Genomic DNA, 15,931 nt, shown 5'->3' with positions numbered 1-15,931 from the left:
GCCGGACAGGCGGCAGCTGCAGTGGCTGCTGCGTACGGAGCTGGGCGACGGTCCGCTGGCGCTGCTGAAGCTGCGCAACTTCAGGCTGCCGGCGCAGATATTCAGCGCCGGTGTCCCGGCAGCCGGCCGCACGGATGAAGAGGGGTATGACGCGGGGGAGGTGAGTGAATAATGAACCCGGTGGCGGCCACGATCGTAGCGCCTGACGCTGGACAGAAATAAAAAAGAAAGAAGAAGTCATCAGCCAGGTCTGCCGATACTGGACAACGTGCAGCGCATTCTCTCAACTGGCGCGTCACTGCATTTACATCCTGACGGGAAACGGTCGGCTTGATATGTCGAAAATCTTTCAGCAGATGCCCGGAGCGCGATGCCACGAATGTATGTCCGGTAGCAGGAGGCTTGTTCGCTATCTGAAACGGCGGCAGTATCTGTAAGCCTCTGCGCTGAACGAAACACCCCAATTTCACCCCGCTCGAAAAACAGGCATAAAAAAACCAGCCTTAAGAGGCTGGTTTTACTGGGATTATTTGGTCGGCACGAGAGGATTTGAACCTCCGACCCCCGACACCCCATGACGGTGCGCTACCAGGCTGCGCTACGTGCCGATTCGTGGGGAACAATATTACCCGTTCCCCGGGCGAATGCAAGCCGGGAAATGACTGATTGATTTATAAATAATCAATCAGTTAGCGATAAAGCGTTTTTCATCGGTCAGCACCTGCAGCAGCAAGCTGAGCTGCGGTTTTTGATCTTTAATTTTCTCGCCGTCGCTGTTCCATGTTCTGTAGGTACCGTTGTGATTGAGCACGACGGTAACCTTCGGCGTGGTAATGGCCAGCGTATCGCTATTGGCTGCGGTAACCCAGGCGCGGCGGCGGGCGGCGCTAAACAGGTCTTCACCTTGCGAATACTCATTCGCCGGTGTGGAGACGTGAAGTAAGCGCTGCATCAGCGTCGTCATCACGTCTTTATTATCGGTCAGCGTAGCGATCTCCTGGGCCGGGGTGCCAGGCCAATGGATCACCAACGGAACCTGAAGCTCTTCGCGCGACCAGCCAAACGCGTCATGCTGTGGGTTCAGCGGCATGCCGTGGCCCGCCGTCACAATAACCACCGTGTTGTCCAGCTTGCCCGCTTCGCGCAGCGCATTCAGCACGCGACCAATTTGCGTATCGACCGCGCCAGCGGCGCTGGCGTAGCGCCGGACAAAGTTTTGCTGCTGCCCGTTATCAAGAGTGGTGCCGTTGAGCGCAACCCATGAGAACCAGCGGTTTTCATCCTGGGCGTAGCGGTCCAGCCAGTTTATCCACTGGTTTGCCGTCTGCTCGTCGCTTTGCGCTTTCGCCGCCGGCAGCGAGAAATCGGACAGCAGCGCCTGGCGGTACAGCGGGCTGCTAAAACCGTCAGAAGAGAACAGGCCCAACTGATAGCCCTGCTGATTCAGCGACGTAATCAGCGCTGCGGGGATACGTGCTGACAGGACGCCGTCCATATAGCTCGGCGAAATACCATAGAACAGGCCAAACATGCCGCTGTCGGCAGTGTTACCGGAGCTCATATGCTGGGTAAAGTTAACGTTTTCTTTCGCGAACCCGGTCAGCGCCGGCATGTTTTGCTCAAAGCGCGAGTAGTTAAGATTATCGACGGTAATCAGCAGCACGTTATAACCGGTACCGAGATCGCGGTAACGCAGTTCGCTAAGCGGGTACTGCACCGAAACGGCTTCCGGCGCGCCTTGTTCTACCAGACGGCGCTGATAGTCCTGCGCGTCGAGCAGGCCGTGTTTTTCCAGAAAACGGCGCGCCGTCATTGGATAGGAAAGCGGCAGATTGGCCCGCTGCATGGTTATCGGGCGATAGAAATTGGCATCCGCCCAGATATAGACCAGGTGGCTACTGATAAAAGAAATAAAGAAGAACCACGCAACGGGCCGGGCATAGTGGCGGCGGCGCGTCAGGCTGCGCAGTTTCTGCCAGCTCCAGGTCGCAAAGAGCATTTCCAGAAGGAAGATGATCGGGACGCTGATAAACATCAGCTGCCAGTCGCGCGCCATCTCGTTCTGATCGGGGTTAATGACCAGTTCCCAGACAAAGGGATTAAGATGCAGGTGGAAACGGGTGAATACTTCGCTGTCGATCAACAGCAGCGTCATGCCGATGGTCGCGAGAACCACCGAGATAAAGCGCATTAAGCGCTGAGAGACAACGATAAACGTTAGCGGGAAAAGAATCAGCACATAGCTGGTAAAGACCAGGAAGCTGAAGTGACCAACGAGGCTGACGTACGAAAAAAGGCGCCCGGCAAGCGTCGTTGGCCAGTCGGCGACAAACAGATAGCGACTGCCGAGCGCCATAGCCAACAACATGTTGAAAAGGGCGAACCAGTGTCCCCAGCTGACCATCTGGGAGACTTTTTCTCGGTAGGGCTGACGAAGAGTCACCATATACTGTTGTTCGTTATCCTTAGTGCGCTGGATCGTCGTTGATAGATGACTGCAGCGCCTGGGCAAAAGAACGGGCGATGGCCTGACGCTGCGCCGGCGCGACGCTACTGTTGATCAGGTTAGTCACCATATTGCCCAGTACCATCAGTGAAAGGTCAACGGGCGCTTTATGTGTTTCCAGAACGCTCGTCAGCTCGCTGAGCAGCTGTTCGACGTGTTCATCGCTATAGCGGGATAATTGCGGCATAAACTCAAAATCTGTTTGTTCGTGAAAGGGCAACATATTACCGTAGCAGAAGCTTTTTTTCCGCATTTTTTCGCCACGACGCAAAAGCGCGCGGCTTCGCTCGCAAAGAGTCACGCGGCGGTTGCGTCGTCGCCCCGGCGGTGGTTGAATACCGCCCGGTCTAAAAGGAGAGTTTAACATGAGTCTGGATATCGACCAGATTGCCCTGCATCAGTTAATCAAACGTGATGAACAAAATCTGGAACTGGTGCTGCGCGAATCGTTGCTGGAGCCGACGGCGACGGTTGTTGAGATGATGGCTGAGCTGCATCGTGTCTACAGCGCAAAAAATAAAGCCTATGGCCTGTTTACTGAAGAGAGCGAGCTGGCGCAGGCGCTGCGCGGGCAGCGTAAAGGCGAAGAAGAGTTCCTGCCGTTCAGCCGCGCCGCTACCGGGCGCCTGCGTGATGAACTGGCAAAATACCCTTTTGCTGAAGGCGGGATCGTGCTGTTTTGCCAGTATCGCTATCTGGCGGTGGAATACCTGATGGTGGCGGTGCTGAATAACTTAAGCAGCATGCGCGTCAACGAAGAGCTGGATATCAGCTCTACCCATTATCTGGATATCAATCACGCTGACATCGTGGCGCGTATTGATTTAACCGAATGGGAAACCAACCCGGAGTCAACGCGCTATTTGACCTTCCTGAAGGGGCGGGTAGGGCGCAAAGTGGCGGATTTCTTCATGGACTTCCTCGGCGCCAGCGAAGGGCTGAATGCGAAAGCGCAAAATCGCGGCCTGCTGCAGGCGCTGGATGATTTCGCCGCCGATGCGCAGCTGGACAAATCTGAACGTCAGAACGTACGTCAGCAGGTATACAGCTACTGCAACGAACAGCTGCAGGCCGGTGAGGAAATCGAACTGGAATCGCTGTCCAAAGAGCTGGCTGGCGTCAGCGAGAAGACCTTCCAGGAATTTACCGCCGAGCAAGGTTACGAGCTGGAAGAGAGCTTTCCGGCGGATCGCAGCACTTTGCGTCAGTTAACCAAGTTTGCCGGCAGCGGCGGCGGGTTAACCATCAACTTTGACGCTATGCTGCTGGGCGAGCGGGTGTTCTGGGATCCGGCTACGGATACCTTAACCATTAAAGGCACGCCGCCGAATCTGCGCGATCAGCTGCAGCGCCGCACTTCTGGCGGAAATTAAAATGCAAAATCCCGACGTGAGTCGGGATTTTTTTAGCGTCAGACCTGCCCTACAGCGCGTAGAGGATTTCCACCCCATTCAGGGTTAGCTGCTGTCGCAGCGCCTCGTCGAGAGTCGTATCCACGATCAGCGTACTGACGCCCCCCAGCTCGCCGATAGCAAAGGCCGAAGCGGAGTTCAGCTTTTCTTGCGACGCCATCACCACCGTTTCGGCTGCCCGTGCCGCAAGCGCGCGCTTGATGCCCGCTTCTTCATAATCACCGGTGGTTAATCCCGCCCGCGGGTGCACGCCGGTAACGCCCATGAAAAACAGATCGGCATTGATGCGGGAAATGCTTTCAAGGGCCGCGGCCCCGACGCTGACCACCGAATGCTTAAACAACCGGCCGCCGATCAAAATCACCTCGATAAGCGGTTTCTCCACCAGCGCGACGGCAATTCCCGGGCTATGGGTGACCACGGTACACGCGAGGTTATCGGGCAGCAGGCGCACCATCTCTCCGGTAGTCGTGCCTCCGTCGATAATCACCACCTGACCGGGCTGAATAAGCTCAACCGCGCGCTGGGCAATAGTTAGCTTTGAGGCCATCTGCACGTTCTTTCTTGTTTCAATAGGCGCGATGGCTTCGGATACCGGCAGCGCCCCGCCGTGCACGCGCTGCAGTTTGCCTTCCGCTGCCAGCTCCCGCAGATCCCGGCGAATAGAGTCTTCTGAGACGCTGAAGCGCTGGCTAAGATCGCCTGACATCACCTGTTTTTCCTCAGCGAGGATCTGCAAAATCTGCTGTTTTCTCTGGCTGGCAAGCATCAAAATACCTTCATGAGTGATCTTGTTTGTGCACGATTATGCATGTTATGTTGCTCGCTGTCACCTAAAAGGGGAAAAACATGCACGCTGACGCACCGCGCGTTCGCCATATCCGCGAAACGCTATTATCGGACAACTGGTACACGCTCAAGAAATATACCTTTGAACTACTGCGCCGTGACGGGCGCTGGCAGGAGCAGAGTCGGGAAGCTTACGATCGCGGCAACGGCGCGGTGATCCTGCTCTACAATCGTGAAAAGCAAACGGTAGTGCTGGTCCGTCAGTTTCGCTTTCCGGTATGGATTAACGGTCATGATGGGTTTTTGATCGAAGCCGCCGCAGGACTGCTGGATGACGCTTCTCCGGAAGAACGCATCGTTGCCGAGGCCGAAGAAGAGACCGGTTTTCGCGTCACCCGGATCGAGCCGGTATTTACCGCTTACATGAGTCCCGGTTCGGTGACGGAGAAGCTTTACTTTTTCATCGCTGAATACTCTGCCGACGATCGGCGCAGCGACGGTGGCGGCCTGGCGACGGAGGGAGAAGATATCGAAGTGCTGGAGTGGCCGCTGGAAAAAGCGCTGCAGGCTATTCGCGAAGGAGAAATCGTCGATGCGAAAACGATTATGCTGTTGCAGCATCTCGCGCTGAATGCCTCAACGCTACTCGCCTAATAAACAAAACGCCCCGAACCTTGCGGAGCGGGGCGTTTGCCATACAACTTTCAGCGAGCGATTAAGCGCGAACGAAGTCGATGTGGGTCAGCTTCGGCTTGAACGGGTGACGCTGAACAGCCTGAGCTTTAACTTTCTCTTCTTTGCCATCAACAACGATGGTCAGAACTTCGTTGTAGAACTCTGCATTGGTCTGCATGTTCCACACTTTGTCGTGATCCAGTTCGATTGCTACTGGCGCAGCTTCGCCGCCATAGATGATGGCCGGGAATTTGTTAGCTGCACGCAGGCGGCGGCTCGCACCCTTACCCTGCTCTTTACGTACTTCTGCGTTGATAGTAAACATTGACGTCTCTCTATATATAAATCCTGCTACAGGCGACCCAGCAGCAGGCAGATTATCTGCTTCGCGAATGCAAAAGCGGGCGGCATTATAGCCGCCCTGCGTTTTTGCAGCAACCAAAACCTCAGTCCTGAGGACGATTAGCGCAGTTCGTTGGCCCGGCGGAATCGCCCCTGATAATCAAACACTTTCTCCCGGACCTGCCAGTATTGCCCCTTCATGCGGGCAACGACAAAGTCCGGGTGGCGCAGAAGCGCCTGCTGGGCGAGGATATCGGCAGGCGTTATCCAGCGCAGCGGCACGCCCGGCGTTCGGGTATGCGGTCGGATAAAGAGCTGCTCAAAGGCGGTACGCTGGGCGGGCGTATGCAGGCGGAAGCGCTCACTAACATCCGCGCCATCTTCATCGTAATAGGTGATTTTTAACCAGGCGCCTTTGTCATCCGCACCGTGCTGAAGAACCATACCGCTACAGCGCAGCACCAGCGCATCTTTGAGCTTCAGCGCGGCTTTCAGCATATCATCGGGGTCGACCAGAATGGTATCGCACTCGCGGCAGCGGCGGGCGGCGATATCGTTTTCCGCGTTACACTGCGGGCAGTTTTTAAAGCGAAAACGAAAATCGCACTGTTCACGATGGCCTTCGTCATCCTCAAACCAGCCCTGGCAGCGGCGGCCAAAGTGTTCAATCAGCGTGCCGTCAGCGGTAGTTTTTCCCCAGAAGGTATTGGCGAAACCGCATGCCGGACAAAAAACCTGGACCGGAACGTTGTCGCTTTTTCCTTTCGGCGTTCCCACTTCAGGGGCATAAAGGTCGTGCGGATTGCCGGCGTAATCGAGAATCAGGCAGTCAGTTTTATCCGGCGCCAGGCGCAGGCCACGGCCGACGATCTGTTGGTAAAGGCTCACCGACTCGGTCGGGCGCAGGATGGCGATCAGATCGACATGCGGCGCATCAAAGCCGGTCGTCAACACCGCGACGTTAACCAGATAGCGGTACTGCTGCGCTTTAAACGCTTCGATGATGCGATCGCGCTCCGGCCCCGGCGTTTCACCGGTGATAAGAGCCGCCTCGCCCTGCGGAAGCAACCCGGTCACTTCACGGGCGTGTTCAACGGTGGCGGCGAAAATCATTACCCCTTTGCGCGTTTCGGCGAATTCAACGATTTGGCTGACGATATGCGGCGTGACGCGCTGCTGCTTTTTCAGCTCGTGATTCAGATCGGCTTCGCTGAACAGGCCGTTACTTTGCGCCTGTAAACGGCTGAAGTCGTATTGAACCACCGGCATGTCCAGCCGCTCCGGCGGCGTCAGGTAGCCATTCTTAATCATATAGCGCAGCGGCAGTTCATAAATGCAGTCGCGAAACAGCGCTTTTTCATCACCGCGCACCATGCCGTGATAGTGAAACTGATAAATCCAACCTTTACCCAGGCGAAACGGCGTTGCGGTCAGCCCCAGCAGGCGCAGATGCGGATTGACCTGCTGAAGGTGGCTGATAATCTGCTGATACTGGCTGTCATTATCGTCGCCGATGCGGTGACACTCGTCGACGATCAGCAGCGAGAACTCCCCCTGAAACTGGTCAAGGTTACGGGCTACCGACTGCACGCTGCCAAAGACCACTTTACCGTGGCTCTCTTTCCGTTTAAGGCCCGCGGCGAAAATATCCGCTTCCAGACCGAGCGCGCAATACTTGGCGTGGTTCTGCGCCACCAGCTCTTTTACGTGCGCCAGCACCAGCACGCGACCGCGCGCCAGGCGTGCGAGTTCAGCAATGACCAGGCTTTTACCTGCGCCTGTTGGCAGGACAATCGCGGCAGGTTCATGATGGCGGCGAAACCAGGCGAGCGTGGCGTCGACCGCCTCTTTTTGGTAGGGACGTAATGTAAATGTCATGAATTTATGGCGGTTAATTAACTCGCGAATAGTATGCCACGAATCTTTTCCCTTGAGTGGTGTTAATAGCCCGTTATACTACCCCATGAAATTCTTCTTTTTCGGGCGCGTTGCCCGCTCCAGCACTTGTACAGGCTAAAAAAATCTCATGCGACTTGATAAGTTTATCGCTCAGCAACTTGGCGTTAGTCGGGCTATTGCCGGGCGTGAAATCCGCGGCAGCCGCGTTACCGTGGACGGCGAAATTGTAAAAGACTCCTCCTTCAAGCTTCAGCCGGAGCATGACGTCGAGTATGACGGCAATACGCTGGTTCAGCAGAACGGCCCGCGCTACTTTATGCTCAACAAGCCGCAGGGTTACGTTTGTTCTACCGACGATCCGGATCATCCGACGGTACTCTATTTCCTCGATGAGCCGGTGGCGCACAAGCTGCATGCTGCCGGTCGTCTGGATATCGACACCACCGGTCTGGTGCTGATGACCGACGATGGTCAGTGGTCGCACCGCATTACGTCTCCGCGCCACCATTGCGAAAAAACCTATCTGGTGACGCTGGAAAATCCGGTTGATGACTCCACTGCCGGGCAGTTTGCTAAAGGCGTTCAGCTGCATAATGAGAAAGAGCTGACCAGGCCTGCGGTGCTGGAAGTGGTGACACCGACCGAAGTCCGCCTGACCATTAGCGAAGGGCGTTACCATCAGGTTAAGCGGATGTTTGCCGCCGTGGGGAATCATGTGGTTGGCCTGCATCGCGAACGCATTGGCGACATTGCGCTGGATGCTTCGCTGGCGCCGGGTGAATATCGTCCGCTGACGGCAGAAGAAGTCGCCAGCGTCGGCGGCCAACATGCGCGGAGTAAAACGTGACGGCAAAGCAGAATTCTTCATTAGGGATTGTGTTTATTCTTGGCCTGCTGGCCATGTTAATGCCGCTGTCGATTGATATGTATCTTCCGGCGCTGCCGGTGATTGCGGCCCAGTTTAATGTGCCGGACGGCAGCGCGCAGATGACGCTCAGTACCTATATTCTGGGCTTTGCGCTGGGCCAGCTTTTATATGGCCCGATGGCGGATAGTCTTGGCCGTAAACCGGTGATACTAGGCGGGACGCTCATTTTTGCCGCGGCGGCGGTGGCCTGCGCGCTGTCGCAGACTATCGATATGCTGATTACCATGCGCTTTTTCCACGGCCTGGCAGCCGCAGCGGCAAGCGTGGTGATTAACGCCCTGATGCGCGATATCTATCCCAAGGAAGAGTTCTCGCGGATGATGTCGTTCGTCATGCTGGTCACCACCGTTGCGCCGCTGGTGGCGCCGATGGTCGGCGGAGCGGTGCTGGTATGGTTTAGCTGGCATGCGATCTTCTGGATCCTCGCGCTGGCGGCCCTGTTAGCGTCGGCGATGATCGCATTTTTCATTAGCGAAACCCTGCCGCCGGAACGGCGACAGAAATTTCATATTCGCACTACGCTTGGCAACTTCGCCACCCTGTTTCGCCATAAGCGCGTGCTGAGCTATATGCTGGCAAGCGGATTTAGCTTTGCCGGGATGTTCTCGTTTCTGAGCGCTGGCCCGTTTGTCTATATCAATATCAACCACGTTTCACCGCAGCACTTTGGCTACTATTTTGCGCTGAACGTGGTTTTCCTGTTTGTCATGACCATGATCAACAGCCGGTTTGTGCGGCGGGTTGGGGCGCTGAATATGTTCCGCGCGGGGCTGTGGATCCAGTTTGCGATGGCGGTATGGATGGTGGTGTGCGCGCTGTTTGACGTCGGCTTCTGGGCGCTGGTGTTTGGCGTGGCGGCTTTCATCGGCTGCGTTTCGATGGTCTCCTCCAACGCGATGGCGGTTATTCTCGATGAGTTTCCGCATATGGCCGGGACGGCCTCCTCGCTGGCTGGGACGTTCCGCTTTGGGATTGGCGCTATTGTCGGCGCGCTGCTGTCGATGGCGACCTTTACCACGGCCTGGCCAATGCTGATTTCCATCGCCTTCTGCGCCAGCAGCTCTATTCTGTTCTACCTCTATGCCAGTCGGCGGCGAAAAGCCGCACGATAAGCGACTTCCAGGGGGCGATATCGCCCCCTTTTTTGATACATATCAACCGAAACCGGCTTCTCTGTTCAGCAATTTGTTTCTTTTATGTAAAATCAAATCGCTCAATTAGTCGCATTATTGCGATAAAAAAGTTGTTTTAGATCACAGAAACGGGTACATATAGCCCGAAGATGTTCACTCTGCACAATTATAAACTTTTATATTACAAACCACTAACACGGCTATGCCGCTGGTGTAAGCGTTTTCGGTGCAGGAACAGGACTAATTGTCAATAATGTGTTAGTATTGTTGTAAAATTATTGTGAAGTATTTTGCTTCCGGGGAAAACACGTGAATACACTGCAACTCTCTATCGTACACCGTCTGCCGCAGAGCTATCGCTGGCTGGCCGGTTTTGCAGGTTCAAGAGTTGAACCGATTCCGCAAAACGGCGCTCAGAGCGAAAATAGCCTTGTGGCGTTGAAATTACTTAGCCCCGATGGCGATAAGGCCTGGCCGGTTATGCATAAACTCAGCCAGGCGCTGAGCGACATCGAAGTCGACAGCTCCGTTGTTGAATGCGAGGGCGAACCGTGCCTGTTTGTTAATCGTCAGGACGAATTCGCGGCAACCTGCCGGCTGAAAAATTTCGGCGTGGCGATTGCAGAACCGTTCTCCGGCAACAACCCATTCTGACCGTCAGCTTAACGCCAGCAGCTGACGGGTATACTCCTGTTGCGGAGCGGTAAACACGCGTTCGCACTCACCCTGCTCGACGACCTCTCCCTGCCGCAGCACCATTACCTGATGACAAAGCGCACGCACGACGCGCAAATCATGGCTGATGAAAATATAGGCCAGCTGATGCTTTTGCTGTAGCGCCTTCAGCAGCGCCAGAATTTGCGCCTGCACGGTTTTATCCAGCGAAGAGGTGGGCTCATCCAGCACGATTAGCTGCGGTTTGACGACCAGCGCCCTGGCGATAGCGATGCGCTGGCGCTGTCCGCCGGAGAAAGCGGCAGGGTAGCGATGCCGGGATTGCGGATCGAGACCGACCTCCTGCATCGCCTGAATCACCGCCTGCTCTCGCTCGGCCGGCGTGAGCGTTGGCTGATGGACGCGCAATCCTTCTTCAATAATTTGCAGAACGTTAAGCCGTGGATTTAGCGATGAGTTGGGATCCTGAAAGACTACCTGCATGCGTCGACGCAGCGGCAGCATCTGCCGACGGCTGCGCCCCTGAAGCGTCTCGCCGTCAAAGACGATTGCGCCTTCAGAATGAATCAGGCGCAGCAGCGCCAGCCCTGTAGTACTCTTGCCCGATCCGGATTCGCCGACCAGACCCAGCGTTTCTCCCGCGCGCAATTGAAAGCTGAGGGCGTTAACCACGCGATTATGATCGACCACCCGCCGCAGAAGCCCTTTGCGGATCGGAAAGGCGATACTTAAGTTTTCCGCCCGCAGTAATTCTGGCGCATCCGGCGCGAGGGGCACGGGATCGCCCGACGGCTCGCTGTCCAGCAGGCGGCGGGTGTAAGGGTGTTCGGCAGCGGAGAATAGTGCCCGGCAGCCGTTTTGCTCCACGCAGCGGCCGTTCTGCATCACCGCGACGCGATCGGCAAGCTGACGAACGATGCTCAGGTTATGGGTGATAAACAGCAGCCCCATATTTAACTCTTGCTTGAGTTCGCGCAGCAGCGCGAGGATTTGCGCCTGTACCGACACATCCAGCGCGGTCGTGGGTTCGTCGGCGATGAGCAGCTCCGGACGAGTCAACAGCGCCATGGCGATCATTACCCGCTGGCGTTCGCCGCCGGAGAGCTGGTGCGGGTAGTCGGCCAGACGCCGCGGCGCATTGCGGATCCCAACGCGATCCAGACAGTCGAGGATCTCTCCGCGCGCCGCTTCTTTACGCATCCCGCGATGCAAAGAGAGTACTTCGTAGAGCTGTTTTTCGAGGGTATGCAGCGGATTGAGTGAAACCATCGGCTCCTGAAAAATCATCGCGATGCGGTTGCCGCGCACGCCGCGCAGCGTATGTTCATCGGCGTGTAGCAGCGACTGGCCGTGAAAGCGGATATCCCCTGTGGGGTAGCTGACCGGCGGCGAGGGCAGCAGCCGCAGTATCGACAGCGCGGAAACGCTCTTACCGGAGCCGGATTCGCCCACCAGCGCCAGGGTTTCACCGACCGCAATGCGTAGCGACAGCTCGCTGACCACGGTGGTGGTTTCCCCCTGCTGGCGAAAGGCGATGGAAAGGTTGTCGATATCTAACAGAGGTTGCGTCATGCTACACCGCCTTGCTTGGGTCAAAAGCGTCGCGAACCGCTTCACCGAAAAAAATCAATAACGTCAGCAGGAGCGCTACCGACAGAAAGGCGGCGATGCCCAGCCACGGCGCCTGAAGATTATTTTTACCCTGCAACAGCAGCTCGCCCAGCGAAGGAGAGCCCAGCGGCAGGCCGAAGCCGAGGAAGTCCAGCGAGGTCAGAGTCGTAATCGAACTGCACAGAATAAACGGCAGGAAGGTCAGGGTGGCGACCATAGCGTTAGGCAGCATATGGCGCAGAATAATGGCGCGATCGCTAACGCCGAGCGCCTGCGCGGCGCGGATATAATCATAGTTGCGGGTGCGCAGAAACTCGGCGCGGACGACCCCGACCAGCGTCATCCAGCCGAACAGCACGGTAATGGCCAGCAGCCACCAGAAATTGGCCTGCACGACGCTCGAAAGCAGGATAATCAGAAACAGGGTCGGCATCCCCGACCAGACCTCGATAAAGCGCTGTCCCCAGAGATCAATCTTTCCGCCGTAATATCCCTGAACGGCGCCGGCCATCACCCCCAGCACGCTGGAGAAGAAGGTCAGCAGCAGGCCAAAGAGAATGGAAATGCGCGTGCCGTACAGAATACGCGCCAGCACGTCGCCGCCGTTGGCATCGGTGCCCAGCCAGTTCAGCCTTGACGGCGGCGAAGGGAAGGGGGTTTCGGTGGCGAAATTAATGGTCGTTGCGCCGAAGCGAACCGGCGCCCACAGGGCCCAGCCGTTATCGTCCAGCCGTTTTTGCAGCCACGGGTCCTGATAGTCGGCGGCAGTAGCAAAGCGGCCGCCGAAGGTGCTCTCGCTATAGTTTTTTAATAACGGTACGTAGAGACTGCCGCGGTACTGCACCAGCAGCGGTTTATCGTTAGCAATCAGCTCGGCGCACAGGCTGCAGGCGAAAATGACTAAGAATAACCAAAGCGACCAGTAGCCGCGGCGGTTGTGGCGAAAGCGCGCCCAGCGGGCCTGATTGACGGGACTGAAAAATGACATTAGCGGCCCTCAAAATCGATACGCGGATCGACCAGCGTATAGCTGATGTCGCTGATGATATTCAGCAGCAGGCCAATCAGGGTAAAAATATACAGCGTGCCGAACATGACCGGGTAATCACGAGATACCGTAGCTTCATAGCCCAGCAGCCCCAGTCCGTTCAGCGAGAACATCACTTCAATCAGCAGCGAGCCGGTAAAAAACATGCTGATAAAGGTGGCCGGGAAACCGGCGATCACCAGCAGCATCGCGTTGCGAAATACGTGGCCCCACAGGATCTGCTTTTCGCTAACGCCCTTTGCGCGAGCGGTGACGACGTACTGCTTGCGAATTTCGTCGAGAAAGCTGTTTTTGGTGAGCATGGTGAGGGCGGCAAAACCGCCGATCACCGTGGCCAGCACCGGTAGGGTGATATGCCAGAGATAGTCGAGGATTTTTTGATACCACGGCAGGCTGTCGAAGTTGGCTGACACCAGCCCGCGCAGCGGAAAGAGATCGAAATAGCTGCCGCCGGCAAAGATAACGATCAACAAAATGGCGAACAGAAAGGCCGGGATCGCATAACCGATAATAATCAGCGTACTGCTCCAGACGTCAAAATAACTACCGTTGCTGACCGCTTTGCGGATCCCCAGCGGGATCGACACCAGATAGATGATGAGCGTGCTCCACAAGCCCAGCGAGATAGAGACCGGCAGGCTGTCCCCGATCAGCTGCACGACCGATGAGCTGCGAAACAGGCTGTCGCCAAAATCAAAGCGCAGGTAGTCGCCGAGCATTTTAAAATAGCGCTCGTGGAGAGGCTTATCAAAGCCGTAGCGGTGGGTTATCTCGGCGATGACTTCCGGGTCCAGCCCGCGCCCACCTCGATAGTGGCCGTCGCTGATGTTGCTAACGCCGGTACGCGCATGGCTGGCAGCCATCCCGCCGTCTCCGGCTCCGGGCAGACCGCCGCGATCGCCGAACTCTATTGCCGCGATCGCTTGATCGACCGGGCCGCCGGGAGCGATTTGCACAATGAAAAAGTTAATGGTGATAATCGCCCACAGGGTGGGGACGATGAGCAGTAGTCGGCGGAGCAGATATGCACCCATCTTAATTCCTTAACGTCTGTCCGCGGGAAGTCTGGCCGCTTTGTTGGCGTCGTACCACCAGTTTTCGAAACCGGATGAGTAAATCGCGCGAGTCTTCGGGAAGGAGAATTTATCCCAGTAGGCGGTGCGATCCTGCGCCATATACCACATCGGCAGCATGTAATAGTTCCAGGTCAGCACGCGGTCGAGGGCCCGGCCCAGCGGCAGCAGTTTTTCCTTGTTGCCCTGCCAGCGAATGATCTGCGCAATAAGCTGGTCGACGGCCGGGTTTTGAACCCCTGAGGCGTTATAGCTGGAATTAATATATTCCGAATCCCAGGAGATTTGCAGGCCGGTGTCGGGCCAGGGCGACGCGCGCCAGACGTTTGGCATCATGTCGTAATCCCGGCTGCGCTTGCGGTTACTGTACTGGGAGTTATCGACCTGGCGAATGTCCATAACGATGCCGAGCCGCTGAAGATTGTGCTGAAAGGGCAGTACCCAGCGATCGCTGCTGCCGGAGGGGAGCAGCAGCTCAAAGCGTAACGGTTTGCCGCTCTGCGCGTTTACCCGCCGCTGGTTTTTCACTATCCATCCCGCCTGGTTGAGGATGGCATCCGCTTTGAGTAAATTCTCCCGTGCAAAACCATCGCCGCTGGAAACCGGCGGTCGGTAAATCTGCGTGAAGACTTCGGCCGGGATCTCTTTTTTCAGCGGCGTCAGCAGGGCGAGCTCGTCGGCATCAGGATAATCGCGCGCCGCGTATTCGGTATTCTGAAAGAAGCTGTTGGCGCGGCTGTAGGAGTGATAGAACAGCGCCTTATTCATCCATTCAAAATCAAAGGCGAGGGTGATGGCCTCGCGAATTCGGCGGTCGGCAAATATCGGGCGCTGAATGTTAAAGGCCAGCCACTGGGTATTTTGCGCTGAGGTATTGGTGTATTCGTCTTTAACGATATAGCCGTGGCTAAAGTTGCGCCCGACGTAGCGGGTCGCCCAGTTTTTGGCGACGTTCTCTTCCCGACGATCGACGGCGCCGGCCTTAAAGGCTTCGAAGGCGACATTGTCATCAAGGTAATAATCGTAGCGTAGCGTATCGAAATTCCAGCGCCCGCGGTTGACCGGTAAATCGGCGGCCCAGTAGTCCTTCACGCGGGAATAGGTGATGTACTGGCCCATGCGCCAGGCGGTAATGCGGTAGGGGCCGCTGGCCAGCGGTGGAGCGGAGAGCGGGTCGCTGAGTTTATGGTTTTTCCAGAATTTTTCCGGCATCACCGGTAGCGTCATCAGGCTAAGCATGTTCTCTTTGCCCGGTTTGGCTAACTCAATGCGAACGGTTAGCGGGGCGATAGCTTTAACGGTAGTGCCTTTATAATAGAGACGAAACTGCGGCACCCCTTCGGTCATAAACTTCTGGAAGGTAAAAGCGACATCGCTGGCGGTGATGGGACTGCCGTCGTGATAGCGGGCGTGTGGATTGAGCGTAATCTCCATCCACGAAAAATCATCGGCATAGCGCGTATGCTCGGCAATCAGCGGGTAGTAACTGCCGGGCTCATCGTCAGAGGTGGTGAACAGCGTATCGTATAGCGCTTCGGTTCGAATACCCGGATTACCGCGCAGGGCGTAGCGGTTGAAATTATCAAAGGTACCGATAGCCGCAAGGGTAATCGCGCCGCCTTTAGGCGCGGCGGGATTCGCATAATCGTAGTGGTCAAAGCCCGCGGCGTACTTCGGTTGGCCGATAATCGCGAACGTATCGCTCGTCAGAATAGTTTGCGCCCGGCTGTGCAGGCTAAATAAGGTCAGCAGTATCAGGCTGATGCGGGCAAACATAACCAGGGTATCGTCCTCCAATGACAGGCCTGAAGTGGCCTGACCTCTGATAGCAAATAATAAA

The 15,931-nt window shown here is 56.3% G+C and carries 15 protein-coding genes and 1 tRNA gene; 6 read left to right on the top strand and 10 right to left on the bottom strand.

Features of this window, described 5'->3' with window-relative positions; genetic code table 11:
• On the top strand, positions 1-172 hold a 172-nt coding region (locus tag ACSIPU_RS06575; RefSeq protein WP_196557441.1), incomplete at its 5' end, for a hypothetical protein.
• Between the two features lie 359 nt (positions 173-531).
• Here the strand turns inward: ACSIPU_RS06575 and ACSIPU_RS06570 are convergent.
• The 3 genes from ACSIPU_RS06570 to ACSIPU_RS06560 all read right to left on the bottom strand — a co-directional run bounded on the left by ACSIPU_RS06570 (position 532) and on the right by ACSIPU_RS06560 (position 2,693).
• Positions 532-608 (bottom strand) — tRNA-Pro (locus ACSIPU_RS06570).
• 77 nt (positions 609-685) lie between these two features.
• Complete coding sequence (yejM, locus tag ACSIPU_RS06565; RefSeq protein WP_004103964.1) at positions 686-2,446, bottom strand: LPS biosynthesis-modulating metalloenzyme YejM; 1,761 nt, start codon at positions 2,444-2,446, stop codon at positions 686-688.
• Positions 2,447-2,465: 19 nt separating this feature from the next.
• A complete protein-coding gene (locus tag ACSIPU_RS06560; RefSeq protein ID WP_004133900.1) occupies positions 2,466-2,693 on the bottom strand; it encodes a YejL family protein in 228 nt (75 codons plus the stop codon).
• A gap of 178 nt (positions 2,694-2,871) precedes the next feature.
• Between ACSIPU_RS06560 and yejK the strand changes: the two genes are divergently transcribed.
• Entirely contained in the window at positions 2,872-3,879 is a 1,008-nt protein-coding gene (yejK, locus tag ACSIPU_RS06555) for a nucleoid-associated protein YejK (RefSeq protein ID WP_004114145.1), read from the top strand.
• A 49-nt stretch (positions 3,880-3,928) separates the two neighbouring features.
• Here yejK and ACSIPU_RS06550 read toward each other — a convergent pair whose 3' ends face one another.
• Positions 3,929-4,687 carry a DeoR/GlpR family DNA-binding transcription regulator gene (locus ACSIPU_RS06550; protein WP_004103958.1) on the bottom strand — a complete coding sequence of 253 codons (759 nt, stop codon included), beginning with the start codon at positions 4,685-4,687 and terminating at the stop codon, positions 3,929-3,931.
• Between the two features lie 80 nt (positions 4,688-4,767).
• On the opposite strand from ACSIPU_RS06550, the gene ACSIPU_RS06545 reads away from it, so the two are divergent.
• Positions 4,768-5,361 carry an NUDIX domain-containing protein gene (locus ACSIPU_RS06545; protein WP_016809562.1) on the top strand — a complete coding sequence of 198 codons (594 nt, stop codon included), beginning with the start codon at positions 4,768-4,770 and terminating at the stop codon, positions 5,359-5,361.
• A gap of 61 nt (positions 5,362-5,422) precedes the next feature.
• Here ACSIPU_RS06545 and rplY read toward each other — a convergent pair whose 3' ends face one another.
• Together rplY and ACSIPU_RS06535 are read right to left on the bottom strand one after the other, a co-directional pair.
• A complete protein-coding gene (rplY, locus tag ACSIPU_RS06540; RefSeq protein WP_004114143.1) occupies positions 5,423-5,707 on the bottom strand; it encodes a 50S ribosomal protein L25 in 285 nt (94 codons plus the stop codon).
• Between the two features lie 137 nt (positions 5,708-5,844).
• Positions 5,845-7,602, bottom strand: coding sequence for a DEAD/DEAH box helicase (locus ACSIPU_RS06535; RefSeq protein WP_064383239.1), 1,758 nt, complete (start codon positions 7,600-7,602; stop codon positions 5,845-5,847).
• A 148-nt stretch (positions 7,603-7,750) separates the two neighbouring features.
• Between ACSIPU_RS06535 and rsuA the strand changes: the two genes are divergently transcribed.
• The 3 genes from rsuA to ACSIPU_RS06520 all read left to right on the top strand — a co-directional run bounded on the left by rsuA (position 7,751) and on the right by ACSIPU_RS06520 (position 10,338).
• The gene (gene rsuA, locus ACSIPU_RS06530) at positions 7,751-8,470 is read left to right on the top strand and encodes a 16S rRNA pseudouridine(516) synthase RsuA (RefSeq protein WP_004103953.1); all 720 of its coding nucleotides are present in this window, start codon (positions 7,751-7,753) and stop codon (positions 8,468-8,470) included.
• Positions 8,467-9,663, top strand: a complete 1,197-nt coding sequence (locus ACSIPU_RS06525) for a Bcr/CflA family multidrug efflux MFS transporter (RefSeq protein ID WP_004103952.1) — start codon at positions 8,467-8,469, stop codon at positions 9,661-9,663. The genes rsuA and ACSIPU_RS06525 overlap by 4 nt, the downstream gene beginning before the upstream one ends.
• 330 nt (positions 9,664-9,993) lie before the next feature.
• Positions 9,994-10,338, top strand: coding sequence for a YejG family protein (locus ACSIPU_RS06520; RefSeq protein ID WP_004103951.1), 345 nt, complete (start codon positions 9,994-9,996; stop codon positions 10,336-10,338).
• A 3-nt stretch (positions 10,339-10,341) separates the two neighbouring features.
• Here ACSIPU_RS06520 and yejF read toward each other — a convergent pair whose 3' ends face one another.
• The 4 genes from yejF to ACSIPU_RS06500 are packed head-to-tail and all read right to left on the bottom strand — an operon-like array spanning position 10,342 to position 15,867.
• Entirely contained in the window at positions 10,342-11,931 is a 1,590-nt protein-coding gene (yejF, locus tag ACSIPU_RS06515; RefSeq protein WP_049591761.1) for a microcin C ABC transporter ATP-binding protein YejF, read from the bottom strand.
• A gap of 1 nt (position 11,932) precedes the next feature.
• Positions 11,933-12,958, bottom strand: coding sequence for a microcin C ABC transporter permease (locus tag ACSIPU_RS06510; RefSeq protein WP_049127647.1), 1,026 nt, complete (start codon positions 12,956-12,958; stop codon positions 11,933-11,935).
• Positions 12,958-14,052, bottom strand: coding sequence for a microcin C ABC transporter permease YejB (locus tag ACSIPU_RS06505; protein ID WP_196557442.1), 1,095 nt, complete (start codon positions 14,050-14,052; stop codon positions 12,958-12,960). Before ACSIPU_RS06505 ends, ACSIPU_RS06510 begins: the two co-directional genes overlap by 1 nt.
• A 9-nt stretch (positions 14,053-14,061) precedes the next feature.
• Entirely contained in the window at positions 14,062-15,867 is a 1,806-nt protein-coding gene (locus ACSIPU_RS06500) for an extracellular solute-binding protein (protein ID WP_049127650.1), read from the bottom strand.
• Positions 15,868-15,931: the final 64 nt, after the last annotated feature.

The sequence above is a fragment of the Klebsiella sp. HN106 genome (genome assembly GCF_051209435.1).
In the GTDB taxonomy this organism is placed as follows: Bacteria; Pseudomonadota; Gammaproteobacteria; order Enterobacterales; family Enterobacteriaceae; genus Klebsiella; species Klebsiella oxytoca.
This window is presented reverse-complemented; position numbering and strand designations above follow the sequence as displayed.